Genomic DNA, 15,395 nt, shown 5'->3' with positions numbered 1-15,395 from the left:
CAGCGCGGAGACGCAGATGAATCCGAAAATGAGTCCCTCACTTGACCCGCAAGCCGCAACGGCAAGACATGGCCTTACGCAAGTCCAAGGCCAGTACCTGGCCTTCATCTACGCCTACAGCCGCATCTTCAAACAGCCTCCGGCCGAAGCCGACATGCGTCGCCACTTCGCCGTTACGGCTCCGTCTGTTCACCAGATGGTGCTGACCCTCGAGAAGGCAGGATTTATATCCCGCGTGCCAGGCGCAGCACGCAGCATCCAACTTCTCATCCCACCAGAAGACTTGCCCATTCTACGATAACCCAACCCGTCATAATCTCTGTGGCGCGGTACTAGTGGATCTGGTGGGGCAATGTTTCTGTTCACCCTGCCTCTCGAACCAGACGAAACCACTGGCGCAAAGCCTGCCGACCAAACCGCAATGTTGAGAGACTGCGTATGACCAAGAACTGGCTGAAGCTCTCGAGCCAGGCAGGTCTCCGCGAAGCGTGAAGGCCTTCGGAAGGTCCTCTCTTCCATCGCGAGACAACGGGGTGCCCCGAACTGGTTCCACCTTCACGCTCGGGCCGACAGGCGGCAGTGGCGGAAGTAACAAACGCATCGATCACGGTGCGCAATCGCGCTTGCGAAAACTGGGCGAAGCGGTGGAGAGCGTCAACCTGTCTACATCGGCTAAAAGTGCTGAGCACCAAGCTCGATGGCCCTCAATTCCGGACCCAGGACGCGACTTCGGCTCAATGCATGGTCGCGGAAATCACTAGAGGGCGGAGATCCCCGAAATCGTCTAAAAGACGGAGAAGCTCGACGGAGTGGCACAAGAGACCAAACCGGGTCCCAGCAACGTATAGGGTGAAGGCAGATCTCCAGGCTTGCAAAGCTTGTCCCCAGGGAGACTTGATCGTTTCGCGTGGCATGACGGAGAACATCATCAAATGAGCCTCCAAGTCCGTAGTCGGCCATGATGAAATATCTGGCGGCGTGTGGAGCGGAGAGCCCGGAGCGCAAGGCCCAGCTTCCCCATATGCGCTGGGAAACAGCGTCAATGGGACCAGCTCGATTTGGATGCGGTGGAGTTCGTGTGTCATGGTCTCAATCCTTGGAGGAACGCGGAGCAACGAATAGGCAAACAGTCCGACCCATCGGCTCGCCGGCCACGCATCGCTGGTGAACCGCCTCAAGTCTGTTCTTGATGCAGGCATCGGCGTGATGAGCGCCTTCGTGAGCTAGATGACATTGCCGCGCGGGAGAAAGTATCCTGACCGTAACAGGACGCGGCTCGACCTGCTATTGATCTTGAGGAAGGATCGGGTAGCGAAGAGGAGGAGACGGCTTATACGGGGGTTTAGTAGTCCTTCATCGAGGCCCACTGGCAGAAATCAGACCGCCATCCGCTCCCGCGCGATGAGGCGCCTTCGGCCCTCCTGTTCCCACGGCCGATGACATCGACCAGATGGAAACCCTCGTCCCGAACTGCGTTGCCGCGTTTCCTTGGACGCCTTGAGCGCGCCGCCGCGAGACGTAGGGACGCTTCGAAACGAGTGGCTGAGCCGGCCATAACTCCGTGGCAGCCCGCCCGTGTGCTGCCTCCGTATAATTTGCGCATACACAAGTATCATGGCGGACCTACGAACTTTGCTTTACCTTTTGCTCATGAGTGCTGGCTCCCCAAATTGATCATGTTCGCACCGGCGTCGGCAGCCATTCAGCACACGTTGGAACCACGGCTAATCAGGTTCCAAAACCGTTAGGAAGGGACGCAGAATGCCGACGGTATCTCCGACTCCTATCACGCCTCCAGACGAGCATGTTGTCACCGCCCGAGAGGCGCTTGAGCCCCTCTATGAGAGACTGGAGCTTCACACCGAGGCCACCCTGCTGTCGGCGGCGATGGAGGCCGGATGGCCCGCCGATGAGGCAACGAAGGCGCTGGCTGCCCTTAGATTGCAAGACGCCCTCAATATACTCGGCCGAGAGAATTGAGGTCCAGCATATCGACCTCAGCCCAAAAACAAAGAACGAGATGGAAGGCGTCGCAAAGTTTCCTTTGCGGAGACGACGAACAATTTCGCCGGCGTTCGGCGTCGCCAAGGATTCGAGGGTTCGATTGGAACATCACAACGATGTTCCCGCCTTGCAAACCAACTCCATTCCATATCGGTGCTCCGACGGAGATGCCGCGTTCCGGCGCCAGCTTCGCCGTATCTACGCGGCAGCCGTGTTCCTTCTAAAACGATCCGGCAAAGCCCCAAAGGCTCGCTTGGTTGCCGTTTAGCGGATCGACCAAGTTATCGACCTCCTCGGCGGTGAGTTTGAGCATATCGACACCGTCGTTGCTGCCAGGGAATACAGTTTTCAATGCGGGCAACGGCCGGACGAGACGTGCGACCGTCCGGCCTGTAACCTTCCCCGTGCTAGGTTGGTTCTAGTTCTCGCGAGGCGCGCGATTGTAATCAGATGGTTGGATGTCGCCCGTGACCGAGATATTTCCCTGGATCCTATAGACTATCCGCAAATTGGCAGCCGCAGCCTGAAGCCAACCGACGGCATCCTCCGAGGTCCATGCCGTTCCCTCCGGCGGTAAACTCTCAAACAGGCCTACGATCAAAGGACTCAAAGAGGAGGAGCTGCTGTTCCCGCCGCCCTGGTTCGTCCCCCCTCCTCCGCCGCCATCGGACGGAGCCGAGCGGATTTGATCGGAAGAGGTCGGAGATACCTCGCCAGAAGGGCCCGAAGACCTGGCGTGAGACGAACTCGAAGAGCCCCCGGACGAACCCGACGACGCCGCGTTAGCGGAGCCTGCGCTGCCGTGGGACGAATTCGAATACGCCGCGCCGGAGGAACCCGTAGCGGATCCCGACTGATCTCCATAGGAAGAATACGTCGTTCCGCCGGTGCTCGAGGCGGCTGCCGCACCGGTAACGAGGCCTGCCGCATACCCGCCCAGAACGTAGGCTCCGCGGCGATAGTATCCGCGCCCGTAGTCTCCGCCGCTATACTCTCCGTAACCGTAGTCGCCGACGCCGCGGTCTCCACCACCATAGTATCCACGGCCAAAGTATCCGTTGCCGTTGCCCGAGACCTTGAGATCGCCTGAGTTGTTGACGGTGAGGTTGCCTGAGTCCTTCGCGACGATATTGCCCCCGGAGTTCATGAAGGCGCGGTTCCCGACGACGTTGCCGCCCGAGTTCAGCGTGTTGCGGATATTTCCGGACACATTGCTCCCTTCGCGGCCGGGGCCCTCCGCCAGTCGCCCCTTTGCGCCGCCGACACCTGGCATACGACTTCTTGGCTTCACTGTAGGACGGTTCTGCGCGCTTATCGGCGGCCGACCGTGGCTCGCCATCGGCGGACGCGGTGTCCGACCCACCTGCGGACGCGGCGACCCGCCAGGCCCTCCCGACGGCAGGTGCGGCATCCCTCCTGACGGGAAACGCGGTGGCCGTCCCATTGGCAGACTCGGCGGACCGCCGGGCGGTGGCGCAAACTGACCGAAGGCCACGTCCGACGTAATGGCCGTTAAAGCGACAAAAGCAAGGCTGGTGCACTTCAGACGGTTCATCACTTGCCGCCTTCCTTTCCCGACGCGACGGCGGGTGTCGAGTCGACCTCTTTCACCCCGGCGGGAGGGTCAAAGGTGAACTCGGAGTCGGACAAAGGAGGCTGGGTCTTCCAGCTCGTGAATTCTGCGATGAACCGGGGTTGGCCCTGCAGCAACGGATAGGTGACGATCAGGCGATGTGGCGTCGCCGCGGTGTTCTTCTCGACCCACAGTTCCAGATCGATACCGGACTTCTGAGAGAAAAACAGATGCCTGCACTCGATGCCGTCGACCTCGGCCGTCCCAACCTGCCAGGCGGCCATGGCATCGCCCAACAGGATTTTATCCGGAGAAGCTCCAAAAAGTGCGCCCAGCGGAAAATCGAAGTCGAGCTTGTCTGCGACCACCTCAAGCGCGGACGGTATGTCGCCCGACGCGGGGGTCGTCACGTATTTTTTACTGTCGGGATAAAAGAGCGAGGCCGCCTTGCCGTCGTAGAACAGATTGTGCTTTCCGTCATCGCCGGTAAATTCGACGACGATCCGGTCAGGCCGGCGCACGGCGATCTTCATTGTGTGAAAAATGTGAAGCGGTTGTCCGGACTGATCCAAATAAACGCGGATCGTTCTCGCAGTGATCGACAGGTCCCTTGCGAGTAGCGTCTTTCCCATCTGTGAAACGGCGGTCTCGGCCTCGTCGCTGATCGCCGGCTTGAACGGAGGTTCCGACTCATCTGCGCGGGCTGTCGGCAGCGCGGCGAATCCTACGCACACGACGAGCGCGACGGCTTGGACGGCATTTCGAAGTATCGCATTCAAACCTCCCCCGCTTGCGCCATCGACAGTTGGGTCCGCCGCGACCGAACAGCGCAGGCCTTTCAATAGGATTCGGTTCGAGCCATTGCAAACTTTCATGTTCATTTCCTCTTTGATTGAAGATTCATTGATGGCAGGCAGGCCCAACGAAGGTTCCCGCCAGCAGACGTTTTCCACGCGCTTGAGCGTTCGGCGCCCAAGGAATGGGATGCTCAAATGCCTTGGCAAAACCACACGCCTCCGACGATGATCGCGAGCATCGAGAACGTGGACATGAGGCCGCTTTGCACTCTGGCACGTCGGGCGCCGGGCCGACTTGCGAACCAGCCGATGAAGGTTGAAAAGGTCGCCATCGCTGCGATCGTGCCAAGACCGAAGACGAGGAGATAGGCCGCCGCTTCGGTATTCGTGGGCAATGCGAGCGCCGGCACGATACCTAGCAAGTGAGAACTGCCGGCCAGTCCGTGCACCGTACCGACAGCGAAGGCCGGATGCTTGTGCCGGCGACCGTGCGGATAATACCCGTCGGAATGAGTTTCAGCCTGGTCGGCAAATGCTGTCCGTAGTCCCCAGATGCCGATGCCGCAGAGCATGACTCCCACGAAACGTTCGCCCCAGGCGGAGACGACGTCAATGGACAGAGCGCCCCGCAACACAAGCGCGAGCAGCCCAACGCCGATGACGCCGGCGCTGTGCCCGACCCCCCATCGGATCCCCGTGCGCCATGCACGAGCTTTGGCGTCGACGGCATAGGGCGCGATGGCTGCAAGGTGATCGGGCCCGGAGACCACGTGAACAAAGCCTGCGAGGAGCCCGGAGGCCAGAAGGGTCGTCAGAAAGAAGGGGGTCATGTCGTAGCCTCTCGGGCGATCCAATTCGCATAGCGGTCAGGGAGCGCGACCAACGTGGCACGGAGCAGTTGTCCGGCCACGGCGCCCATCATCGGTCGGGCAATCGAATGCGCGCTCGGACATGGGAGTTGATCATGTCCGCGAGCCATATCAGCCCGCCACGCCAGAATCCGTGCAGCCGCGACTGATGGCTGCGGTAGAGGAGAACGTGACCGAGTTGTGCCACGCGCCCACGTAGGAAGCCGCCCGTGAACAGTCCGAATTGTCCAAGCGAGCCATAGGCGCCATAGCCGCCTAGCGATACGATCGAACCGAAGTCCCTGTAGGAGAATGAGGGCAGTTCTTTCCCTTCCAGCCAGCCAGGAAGATGGCGGATCAAATGCGAAGCCTGCTGATGCGCGACCTGTGCCGCCGGCGGTAGTGGCCTGCCGGGATCTCCCACGGAAAGACTGGAACAGTCCCCGACGGCAAAGATCCGGGGATCCTGCGTCGTCTGCAGCGTAGGTCGCACCACGATCTGGTTGTTGCTCGTCACCTCGAGCCCGTCGAACGAGGCACAGGCGTCCGAAGCCTTCACACCGGCCGCCCATACCTTCAGCCCGGCGTTGATCTGTGTTCCGTCCGCCAGTCGAAGGCAACCGGCTTCGGCAGCGACGACGCGCGCGCCTGTCAGGACGGTGACGCCGAGTTTTTCGATACGCTCGCGGGCGGCGATCGCCACCCGATCGGGAAACGCACCCAACAGATTCGGCCCGCTCTCGATCAGCGTCACCTTGACCTGGTCGAGCAGGCCTGCTGCGCCGTAGTAGGCAGAGGTATCGGCTAGCTGGACAAGCTCTGCTGCGAGTTCGACTCCTGTGGCGCCGCCGCCGACCACCGCGATGTGCAAGCTGCTCTTGGCGGCCAGCGCTTCGAGCATGTGAGCCATCACCTCGCGATTGAATTTCATCGCCTGGGAACGGCTATCGATCGTGAGGCAGTGATCGCGCACGCCTGGCGTTCCGAAGTCGTTCGCCTCGCTGCCCGTCGCGAGGATCAGCGTATCATAGGAAATCGCGCGCTCCGGCAAGATGGAGCGACCCTCGATTTCCAAGGGCTTCAGATGAAGCTTCCGCTCTTTCCGGTCGATGCCCTTGAGTTCTCCCGTCTCGAACACGAAACGTCGGTTGCGGGCTTGGGAGATGTAGGAGGTTTCCTGCTGGGAGACGTCGGTGGTTCCGGCGGCGATCGTATGCAGCATCGGCTTCCATACATAGGCAGGCTCCCTGTCGACCAGCGTCACGGCGATCGAGGCGTTGCGTATGCTTCCCGGCAGTTTCGAGGCAATTTCAAGTCCGGCGATTCCGCCGCCGACGACGACGATCTGGTGGGGCCTCGAAGGCCTGACACCTTGGTCAGGGTCGTGTCGCTGCAGCTTGTCGGACGGTGTGGATGGATTCGACATCTATCTTCTCCAGATGGCAGTGTCTTCGGCGATTTCGTTGATTGCAGGCGCGTACCCTCCCCGACCGGCTCCCACCTCGGACGGCTCTACGATCAGCCGTCCGCTGCGGCGGTAGGTGGTTAGAAGGCGCACCCAGTTCCCCAGGATCGACAGCCTTGCATGACCGCCGCCAGACAGGATTCGAAGATGCAGCAGTCCCCACAACAACCACGCTGGAAAGCCGATGATCGAACGGCCGCGAAATTCCGCAACGCCGACGTGGCGGGAGATGGTCGCCAGCTTGCTCGGCGTGAAGGACTCGTAAGGCTTGGAATGGGCGGTGTTTGCAAGCCGGGCGGCGATGAGCCTGCCGACGTATCGGCCCTGATCCTGCGCAACCGACGCCAGGCCCGGCATCGGGCGACCGTCGGGGCCGATAACATGGGCCGCATCGCCGATTACAAAGCACTCGGGATGCCCCGGCACTGAAAGATCATTCAGGACCGCAACCGTTCCGTCGGGTTTGACATGCGCGCCGAGCGTGCGGGCTAGCGGCACTCCCTGGACGCCTGTGCACCACAACACGGTCGCGGCCGCGATATGCTCGTCGCCGACGACAACACCCGTCGCGTCCACGTGAGTTACGGGAACGCCCAGCTTCACCTCGACCCCTTGGTCTTCCAGCGCGCGGGCCGCATAGGCCGAGTGTTGCTCGCTGAATGCCGGCAGCAATTTTGATCCCGACTGGACCAGAACGACGCGCGCCTTGCCGAGGTCGATATTTCGAAAGTCGGATGCGAGCGTCCTTCGAATAAACTCGCTAATCGTGCCTGTGATCGCCACGCCTGTCGGCCCACCGCCGACGACGACCACCGTCATATCGCGCGCCTGTTTCCGACGGTCAGGCTCCAACTCGGCTCGCTCGAACGCCTTCAAAAGTCGATTGCGGGCGGTGATGGCGTCGCCGAGCGACTTCAGTCCGAGCGCGTGTGGCGCCCATTCCGCCTCGCGACCAAAATAACTCGTCTGCGCTCCCGTCGCGACCACCAGGATGTCATAGGCCAGATTGCCGCCTTCGTTCATGACGACAACCCGGCGGGACAGGTCGATGCGCGTCGCCTCGCGCATTTCCACCCGGACGTTGGGCATCTCCTGCAGAAGCGATCGGATCGGCGTCGCGATTTCCGCCGGCTCCAGGATCGAGGTGGCGACCTGGAAGAGAAAAGGTTGAAACAGGTGGTGATTGTTGCGGTCGACGAGCGTGATATCGGCATTGCTGTTGCGCAGGGCGCGTACGGCTGCCAGGCCGGCGAAACCTGCGCCGATGACAACGATCTTGACCCGCGATGTCTGGTTTGTCGCGACGGTGAGGCGAGCGTTCATACGGTGAACTCGCGGGCCAGGGTGGTGGCTTGTTCCGAAGCACTCGCCTTGGAAAGCAGCTTGCGCGACCTCGGCGTGTCGCGGACTCTTAAATTGGCCAAGGCAAGCTCGACCGCTCGCTTTGGCCGATTGCCGATCCCCATGAAGAAAGCCGCCGCATGGTCCGCATAGGCTTCGGGCCGACGCGCCAGCAGCCGCTCATATGCTTCGCCTGCAAGTTCGGCGTGTCTCGCGGACCTGCCGTCGCCGCGCGCGGCGAGAATTTCCGCATAGAGCGCGCGGTACTCCGGATCATCGGAGGCTTCCAACAGGGGGGCGACGAGAGATTCTGCCAGGTCCAGTTTCCCGCGGGCGAACGCCACCTCGGCACGATGCCCGCGTCCCGGAACGTGTGCAGGCAATACCGCGTCGAGCGCTGCGAAGACCGCCTCCGCGTGATCCAGATCGCCTCGGCGCATCGAACTCACTCCCCATTCGAAGAGCAGTTGTCCGCAGGGGAAAGGGGACGCACCATCGTCGGCGTCGAGCGCGGCAGCATAGTAGGTCTCCGCCCTGCCCCATTGATCCATTTCCGCCAGCAGCGTCGCGAGGCTTGCAAGCGTATCAATCCGAGGATTGCGCTTCGCGAGTCTTTCACGCAGGACCAGCGCTTCGTTATAGTATCCCGTCGCCTGAAGCAGAGCCGCGCGCTCTGCTTCAATTTCCTGTCTCGAATATCCAGCCACCAACGCTTGAGCGAGAAGCGCTTTGGCTTTCGCGAAACAGTGGAAGCGTCCCGCCATCTGCGCACGCACATAGACCGCTCTTGCGCAGTTGGACGACATGTCGATCGCCTCAGTGGCGATGGACTCGCCCCGGTCATGGTCCTCGATTCTGCCGAGCACGTCACCGCGGAGAAAGAGGAGCTTCGCGAGCGTCAGCAAGCTTTCGGAACTCCCACCCGCAGCACGCTCCCGCTCCAACCTGTCGATCGATGTCGACAGGTTGGCGAGAGCAATCCGCCCGCTTGTATAGCGATGGGGCTGGATCATCATCAGGAGGCAACCTTGAGGCCGGTCAGCAGCGCAGGATAGCCCCGCGTCAGGGAGCCTCCGTCGATCGCAATCGTGTCGCCATTGATCGATCTCGCTTTGGCGGATGCAAGGAACACGGCAGCCGCGGCGATTTCTTCCGCTTCCACGGCGCGGTTCATCGGGATGACGCTCAGGAACAGGTCGCGCATGGCGGGATCCTCGAGTTCCTTCCTAGTCAATGGCGTTTCCACGAGACCGGGCGCAATGCCAACGACGCGGATGCCTCGGCCACCGAGTTCCAGCGCGCCGCACCGGGTGATCATGTCCACCCCGGCCTTCGCGGCGCAGTAGGCCGCCTGACCCTCGCCGGGTTGGCGTGCGTTCACCGAGGAGATGTTGATGATGACACCCGGTCGTCCCTGCTCGATCATGATCCGGGCCCCATGCTTGACGCCGAAGAAGACCCCGCCGAGCGTCACGGCATGAACTGCTCTCCACTTGTCGGCGGAGAGTTCGGTAAGCGGAATGATCGCACCAAAGCCGGCGCAATTGACCACGACATCGAGCGACCCGAACCTATCGTGCGCCGCCCGCAGCGCGCCTTCGACCTGATCCTCGTCCGAAACGTCGACGACCCGGCCGATGGCGCGGTCGCCAAGCTCACGGGTCGCCTCATCGAGCGCCTTTGCATTGAGATCGCAAAGCACCACGCTCGCGCCCGCTTCGATAAATGCCGTCGCGATGGCCTTGCCGATACCGGATGCGGCGCCGGTCACGACGGCGCCCTTGCCCTTCAACATGTCCATATTTACTTCTCCTTGATCTGTGGAATGGTTTCCACATAGGGATCGGATCCTACGTCCGGACGCCCTTTGGGTTGCAAGCTTCAGAGGATCGTCGCCATCTCGTGGAACGAGAGCCGCGGGCTGCGAGGGAACAGCTTGGCGTCGTTGCCGTAGCCGATGTTGATAATGACGTTTGCCTTGATGTTGCCGTCGGGAAAGAACTCCCGCTCGACCTTGGCTGGGTCAAAGCCCGTGATCGGCCCCGCATCCAAGCCCACGGCGCGCAGCGCAAGAATGAAGTACGCGACCTGAAGGGTGCCGTTTTGAGCGGCACTGCGGGCAGCGAGGTCCGGGTTGTCGGCGAACCTGCTCTTCGCATCGGCGTGCGGGAGTAGAAACGGCAGGTGTTCGTAAAACTCCAGATCATAGCCCGTGATGGCGACGACCGGTGCGCCCATGGTCTTTTCGAGATTGCCGGACATGAGCGCCGGACGCAGCCGCTCCTTGGCTACCGTCGAGGTCAGGAAAAGCACGCGCAGAGGCTGCTGGTTGGCCGAGGTCGGCCCCATCTTGGCGAGGTCGAGCGCGTCACGCAGAAGCGCGTCAGGAACGGGAAGCTCGTGGAAGGCATTGTGGGTCCGCGCCTCGGTAAAGAGCTGGGCCACGGCATCGGCGCCGAGTGGTTCGCCACGACGAAGGCTGTTGCGGTCAACATTGGCAATCATTTGGTTTCCTTTTGCTATTGGAGTATTTGAGGGAAGCGGACGACGAGCGCTGCCTGGGCAGTCGCTCTCCGCGCCACCTTCAGCGCGCTCTAGCGGCGTCGGCCTCAAGGTAGTCGTAGACGACTTCACCGTCGTTGAGCGTCATGTCCCAGAGGTGCTGGCGCCCTTCGAGAACGCGCACGACCGGAAGCGCCGCGACCGGGCAGCCGACATGCGGGACCATGAACAGCTCCGCGGGACCGCCCCATGCGCCCTTCAACCGGACATCGTAGAGATTGACCTTGACAAGCTGGGCGACCTTCGGGGTGCGAGCGTCGACGTCGGGAAGCAGCTTCAGCACGAGCTGGGTGGTCTGCAGTTCCTTCTCGATCTCGGGCAGACGATCCGACAGATCGACCATGCGGTACGGCATGGTCGCAAGCGCGACCTGGGTCCCGCCATAGGACAGGGCACCAGTCAGGACGTCTCGCACGGCCGTCAGTTCAGGCTCGCCGTGTCGCTTTGGAAAGCCCAGGATCTCCCGGCCGGCCAGCGTCGGCGCTTCGCTGTCGAGATATGCTTGGAAGACGTAGATGACCGGTTCGCCCTCGTAGGTGCACGCCACGGAATGGCCGACCTCCGTGTAGGGTCCGAAACCTGTGACTTCCGTCATACGCCGCCATTCTATGGTGACGCGGTTGCCCTCGGCGGGTACGAGAGGTCTTGGGACGACCGCCCGGATGGCCTCCGCAGTGCTCTCGTAGGTGACGACGAGCTGGTGCATGTCTTTGTAGTGCCAAGGCCCGCGAGGATAGCTGGGCCTCAGCGTCGGCATCACTGGGTACTCCAGGAACCAGTCGGTGGCGCTGCCATTGTCTTTCATGATGTTCATGTTCATTTCTCCACAAATGCGGGCATGGAAAGATCCGTCCGCTCGTTGGCTTGACGCACGTAAGGAAAGATTGGTGCGGCCGGATTGGTTGGACCGTCGACGCCATCACCCAGCCGTTCGCCCCGCCCGCCGTTCACGAGAAGCGTGAGCATCTCGTCCAGGATGTCGTCGTCGAGCCAGCGACCGCCTGCGCTCGCGTGCGGACGGTTCTCGAGCGCCGCCCGTTCGATTTCGAGAAAATTGCCCGTCGCGAAGGGATGAGCGAGATCCAGGACCAGGTAGTCGTCCATGAGCAGATCGCGCATGGGATGCCGCCCATCCGCTGCCAACTGCCAGGCCATCTCGCCGTCGAGACCGTCGAAGAACGCAAGCGTCGCATCGACACGCGACTCGTAGAGCGGCCGATATTCCCTGGAGAGGGAGAAGGCGTCCTCTTTGTTGTAAAGGTCGCGTAGCTCGACACCCTTGGGATCGCGTGTCGCGTTCGACAGCATCACGTTCTTGATTTCCGGCCGGCCGACACGTTCGAGCCGGATGGGCTTGCTGCGTGCGACTAGCGTTTCCGCAATGGCTCCAATCAAAGTAACGCCATCCAATCCTTCAAGGATTGGAGCGAACGGCACCTCGACGACGATCGTCAAGACGTCGCGAAACTCGACGGTGTTCGTGCCCTTGGCTCCGAAGGAGAGCTTGCCGGAAATGTCCGTGCGGATGGTGGCCTCGACATCCATGAAAAACGGGTCGCTGACCAGTCCCGCGTAGATCCGCATGCCCTCGAGTTCCGAAGGCTCGCCAGTGACGAATCCTGTCTCGCGCCCATCCGATGTGACGATGGAACCTTTCTGGGCCGACGTCCCGTCTGGCACATCACTAAAACGCACGTCGATCGTATAGTCTTCCGGACCGTGCACGAAGCCGGCTCCCGACTGGGTCAGCGGTCGCAGCCGGAAACGATAGGTCACGACATCGCTGAAAAACGACTGCGATGTGGCCATGGGAAACGCATTCATGATCAGGACGAGATTGCCTGGACGTTCCGGGCTGGGAAAGGCGTAGAAATCGGTGATGTCGACGGCGGGGTCGTCCATGACCGCCGGGCCGCTGAAATGATCTGACATTGTATTCGCCTCTTTCGATGGATCAGAATTTCTGTTCGATGATGCCCGCGAGCGCGTTCAGCCCGGGCACGAACAAGTATTCGCCGCCCTTGACCGTGACGAAGGTGGGTAGATCGAAAAGGAACGGTCGCTTGGCGCCTGGCACGGACATTTGCGATCCTTCGCCACCGACGCCATTGATCGGGTCTTGCTCGGCGGGGTCGAGTCCCATGAACTCCCCACCTTTCATCCATTCGGCCTGGACGAACTCGAACTGTCGTTCGATGTCGGCCTGGATGAACAGGTTAATCAGGCCGCGATCGATCCCATCGTCTTCAAGGGCGCCATCCTCAAGATGCGGACCGTATTCGACGCCGCGCCGAAGCAGTCGGTGGCGCCTTACGGCAGTCGCCCGTTTAAGGCGCGTGGCACGCGGGTTGCTGCGACGCAGGTGCGATCCGAGCGGGCACCGCAGGCCTTCGTCGTCGCCGGCATAGGTGAAATCGTTGCGCCGGTCAGGGTCGGCGGCGATGGCCGGATCGTCCTTCTCGGGCGACAGGTCGAGCGGGCAACCGCTCGGCCAGCGACCCATGAGTTTGGCCGCCACCAGGTCCCGATGGTCCTGATCGTCGCTGCCGTAGAGCGAGCGCGCGGCGGTCGCCAGATATCGGCGGAACGCTGCAACGTCCTGGTAGAGCTTGCGGAACACCATGTATGTTCCGTTCACCCGCAGTTCGAATGGTTCGGGCATCATCGTGCCGCCGGGTCCGACCTCGTCTTCATACCCGAGCAGGAACTCGCGCGGTTTCAGCGGACGCCAGGTGCCGTCGTTTTCGAGCACGCCGTCGCCCGGATAGGCAGGCGTATCCGCGCCTTCGATCGGCGGTTGGGAGATTGGATCGGCAAACCCAAAATGTTCGCCTTCGGACCCGATCCCGCTTTCATGCGCGAGCGCCATGGTATCCTGAACGAACCGGATCTCGACCCCGCCGGTCGACTCGAACTCCTCGCGGAGGATGCGGGTTGCCTCTTCGCGACCTTGATCGGAATCGGTTCGAAGCCAAGCCATTGCGTCAATGTCGGGCCCCCCAAGGCCGCCCTCCCAATGTTCCGGCGAATGGGGTCCGGCGTCGCCTACCGCCCCTGCACGTCCCCCCATGCCGACCCGGAACGCTTCCGGGAAGCTGCCGAGCGCCCGTTGGGAAAGTCCGAGCGCCTTCAGGCCATGATGGGTGAACCCGATGTTGACCGTGAATCGCGTGCCACGCTCCTGTTGGCGCGCATTGACGCGTTGGAACATGTTGCGCAGCCATGCTCGCGACTTCGCCCCGTCGCTGAACCTCAGGAAAACGTGACGGCCGTATCGCAGGAGAATTGGCGTCACGACATTATCCTGGATGTCGTGCAGGTTGCCCTTGAGGTCAGCAGAAGTTAAGCCAGGCTGAGAACCTAGAGTCGGCATTGTCGGAATCCTTGTCTCAAAAAGTCGACGCAGTCGTCAGAAGATGAGGCCGCCCGAGCCGGGGGCGAACTGCCGACCTCATCTTCTGGGAGGTCAGTTGGTGCTGACGGTGTTCGCGGGCGTCATTTGCCGATGTGTTCGGCAACATCCTCGTACTGCCACTGGTGACCGACCTCGGTGTCGATCATCGCGTCGCTTGGCACTTGCTTGTAGGATTCGGCCAGCTCTCCGAAAAACGCGGTGACCATGTCCTCGAGCTTGCCCTCGCCCTTGGCGACCGCGCGCTGAAACTTCTGGGTCTTTTCGTACCAGTCAGCGGCCTTGTAGATCTGGCCGAGGCTGAGGCTCGGAAAAACATCGTAACAGGCCAGGGTCTTGATCTGACCGCGTGCGATATATTCCACGATATCGCTTGCCGTCGCATCCGGGCCGCTTGGACACCCTACGCACTGACCCCAGATCTTCGTCAGGTTCTCCTTCCCATTGAGAACGAAGTCGTCGAAGTATTTGTCGAGACTCCCGTCGAACTGGGAGATGAAGAACAGGGCATAACCATCGAAGTCCTGAGTCCTCGCGACGAACCATCGCGCCGTCCGGATCAAGCCGAGCATCGTCGTCGCCTCCGAGAACGTCTTGCCGGGCCCGCCCCAGACAGGGACCTCTCGGCTGAGCGTGTCCGTGAACGCCACCAGGTCGGCTCCGGACTTCAGTCCCCACATGCCGGTGAACTCCTTCACCTCGTTCTTGCTGCCCTTGCCCATGACAAGACCTGGGTAGCGCAGGCCCCACCCGCCGGCGCTCGTGATGGATTCCGATACTGCTACGCTGCGTTCTTCACGATTCATTGAAAACTCCAATCTGATCTGCGCAAACGGCCCTGCGAAAGTTGACGGCGCCCACTTAGGCATCAAAAATGGCCAAAAGTTGGCGACAGCAACATTGATCCTCCTGTGTGTCGACACCACGCAGCTTTCCAACCAAGGTTGACGACTACGGACAACCACCAGAAGACATAGTCAGGCAACGCCCCATCGCGGCGGATCTGCACGGGGCCGATCGTAGACAAGGCAATCGAAGTTTGGGGGCGGACCGAACGCCGAGTTTCTCTTTAGGGGGCTCGCCCGTCGAATGGGTGTCGGTCGGAACGGTCCACAAGCGCTTCGCCGACAAGGGTGAGTTTTGGCGGCGTGCCCCACCCTGTGTATGTAGAAAGATGTTCCACCGCGTCAGAGGGGACGAATGCCACAATCGTGTCCGCCTTCATTTACCGCCGACACTGAACGATTCACGTTCCGACCTCGACAACGGCAGTATTGAGCTCCTTTGTCACCGAAAACATCGTAGTCGGAGGAGCCCTCTGCGGCAATTATACGCTCGTTCAATCTCGCTATCCGATGGTGTCTACATTCACGCTGCGGGAAGGACCGCCGAA

Annotated in this window: 14 protein-coding genes; 2 read left to right on the top strand and 12 right to left on the bottom strand. The window is 61.4% G+C overall.

The features are described from left to right. Window positions 1-16: 16 nt before the first annotated feature. The gene (locus WGT02_RS08740) at window positions 17-301 is read left to right on the top strand and encodes a LexA family transcriptional regulator (RefSeq protein WP_225039569.1); all 285 of its coding nucleotides are present in this window, start codon (window positions 17-19) and stop codon (window positions 299-301) included. 1,460 nt (window positions 302-1,761) lie between these two features. Next, complete coding sequence (locus WGT02_RS08735) at window positions 1,762-1,980, top strand: hypothetical protein (RefSeq protein ID WP_024317881.1); 219 nt, start codon at window positions 1,762-1,764, stop codon at window positions 1,978-1,980. A gap of 442 nt (window positions 1,981-2,422) precedes the next feature. Here WGT02_RS08735 and WGT02_RS08730 read toward each other — a convergent pair whose 3' ends face one another. The 12 genes from WGT02_RS08730 to WGT02_RS08675 all read right to left on the bottom strand — a co-directional run bounded on the left by WGT02_RS08730 (window position 2,423) and on the right by WGT02_RS08675 (window position 14,808). After that, a complete protein-coding gene (locus WGT02_RS08730; protein ID WP_225039610.1) occupies window positions 2,423-3,214 on the bottom strand; it encodes a hypothetical protein in 792 nt (263 codons plus the stop codon). Window positions 3,215-3,558: 344 nt separating this feature from the next. Next, a complete protein-coding gene (locus WGT02_RS08725; protein WP_339151149.1) occupies window positions 3,559-4,209 on the bottom strand; it encodes a DUF2092 domain-containing protein in 651 nt (216 codons plus the stop codon). A 356-nt stretch (window positions 4,210-4,565) separates the two neighbouring features. Further along, window positions 4,566-5,204, bottom strand: a complete 639-nt coding sequence (locus tag WGT02_RS08720) for a sulfite exporter TauE/SafE family protein (RefSeq protein ID WP_208248265.1) — start codon at window positions 5,202-5,204, stop codon at window positions 4,566-4,568. A gap of 88 nt (window positions 5,205-5,292) precedes the next feature. Then, window positions 5,293-6,648 (bottom strand): NAD(P)/FAD-dependent oxidoreductase, encoded by a 1,356-nt coding sequence (locus WGT02_RS08715; protein ID WP_024317877.1) that lies wholly within the window; start codon window positions 6,646-6,648, stop codon window positions 5,293-5,295. Further along, window positions 6,649-8,010, bottom strand: coding sequence for an NAD(P)/FAD-dependent oxidoreductase (locus tag WGT02_RS08710; protein ID WP_208248267.1), 1,362 nt, complete (start codon window positions 8,008-8,010; stop codon window positions 6,649-6,651). After that, window positions 8,007-9,044 carry a tetratricopeptide repeat protein gene (locus WGT02_RS08705; protein ID WP_208248269.1) on the bottom strand — a complete coding sequence of 346 codons (1,038 nt, stop codon included), beginning with the start codon at window positions 9,042-9,044 and terminating at the stop codon, window positions 8,007-8,009. The genes WGT02_RS08710 and WGT02_RS08705 overlap by 4 nt, the downstream gene beginning before the upstream one ends. Then, on the bottom strand, window positions 9,044-9,829 hold the full coding sequence (locus tag WGT02_RS08700) for an SDR family NAD(P)-dependent oxidoreductase (RefSeq protein ID WP_024317874.1): 786 nt from the start codon (window positions 9,827-9,829) through the stop codon (window positions 9,044-9,046). Before WGT02_RS08700 ends, WGT02_RS08705 begins: the two co-directional genes overlap by 1 nt. Before the next feature lie 80 nt (window positions 9,830-9,909). Continuing rightward, window positions 9,910-10,533 carry a malonic semialdehyde reductase gene (locus tag WGT02_RS08695; protein ID WP_024317873.1) on the bottom strand — a complete coding sequence of 208 codons (624 nt, stop codon included), beginning with the start codon at window positions 10,531-10,533 and terminating at the stop codon, window positions 9,910-9,912. A 79-nt stretch (window positions 10,534-10,612) separates the two neighbouring features. Beyond that, window positions 10,613-11,404, bottom strand: a complete 792-nt coding sequence (locus WGT02_RS08690; RefSeq protein WP_225039608.1) for an acetoacetate decarboxylase — start codon at window positions 11,402-11,404, stop codon at window positions 10,613-10,615. A gap of 2 nt (window positions 11,405-11,406) precedes the next feature. Further along, a complete protein-coding gene (locus WGT02_RS08685; protein WP_024317871.1) occupies window positions 11,407-12,522 on the bottom strand; it encodes a DUF4331 family protein in 1,116 nt (371 codons plus the stop codon). Between the two features lie 22 nt (window positions 12,523-12,544). Further along, on the bottom strand, window positions 12,545-13,885 hold the full coding sequence (locus WGT02_RS08680; RefSeq protein ID WP_208248273.1) for a Dyp-type peroxidase: 1,341 nt from the start codon (window positions 13,883-13,885) through the stop codon (window positions 12,545-12,547). Between the two features lie 200 nt (window positions 13,886-14,085). Beyond that, window positions 14,086-14,808, bottom strand: coding sequence for a hypothetical protein (locus WGT02_RS08675; RefSeq protein ID WP_024317135.1), 723 nt, complete (start codon window positions 14,806-14,808; stop codon window positions 14,086-14,088). Between the last annotated feature and the right edge of the window lie 587 nt (window positions 14,809-15,395).

The sequence above is a fragment of the Rhizobium sp. T1470 genome (assembly GCF_042140505.1).
GTDB classification, from domain to species: domain Bacteria; phylum Pseudomonadota; class Alphaproteobacteria; order Rhizobiales; family Rhizobiaceae; genus Rhizobium; species Rhizobium favelukesii.
This window is presented reverse-complemented; position numbering and strand designations above follow the sequence as displayed.

Bases quoted from the DNA above. Each gene is read 5' to 3' on its own strand.
- WGT02_RS08740 (WP_225039569.1), top strand. From the start codon at position 17: ATGAATCCGAAAATGAGTCCCTCACTTGACCCGCAAGCCGCAACGGCA.
- WGT02_RS08735 (WP_024317881.1), top strand. From the start codon at position 1,762: ATGCCGACGGTATCTCCGACTCCTATCACGCCTCCAGACGAGCATGTT.
- WGT02_RS08725 (WP_339151149.1), bottom strand. From the start codon at position 4,209: ATGGGAAAGACGCTACTCGCAAGGGACCTGTCGATCACTGCGAGAACG.
- WGT02_RS08720 (WP_208248265.1), bottom strand. From the start codon at position 5,204: ATGACCCCCTTCTTTCTGACGACCCTTCTGGCCTCCGGGCTCCTCGCA.
- WGT02_RS08715 (WP_024317877.1), bottom strand. From the start codon at position 6,648: ATGTCGAATCCATCCACACCGTCCGACAAGCTGCAGCGACACGACCCT.
- WGT02_RS08710 (WP_208248267.1), bottom strand. From the start codon at position 8,010: ATGAACGCTCGCCTCACCGTCGCGACAAACCAGACATCGCGGGTCAAG.
- WGT02_RS08705 (WP_208248269.1), bottom strand. From the start codon at position 9,044: ATGATGATCCAGCCCCATCGCTATACAAGCGGGCGGATTGCTCTCGCC.
- WGT02_RS08700 (WP_024317874.1), bottom strand. From the start codon at position 9,829: ATGGACATGTTGAAGGGCAAGGGCGCCGTCGTGACCGGCGCCGCATCC.
- WGT02_RS08695 (WP_024317873.1), bottom strand. From the start codon at position 10,533: ATGATTGCCAATGTTGACCGCAACAGCCTTCGTCGTGGCGAACCACTC.
- WGT02_RS08690 (WP_225039608.1), bottom strand. From the start codon at position 11,404: ATGAACATCATGAAAGACAATGGCAGCGCCACCGACTGGTTCCTGGAG.
- WGT02_RS08685 (WP_024317871.1), bottom strand. From the start codon at position 12,522: ATGTCAGATCATTTCAGCGGCCCGGCGGTCATGGACGACCCCGCCGTC.
- WGT02_RS08675 (WP_024317135.1), bottom strand. From the start codon at position 14,808: ATGAATCGTGAAGAACGCAGCGTAGCAGTATCGGAATCCATCACGAGC.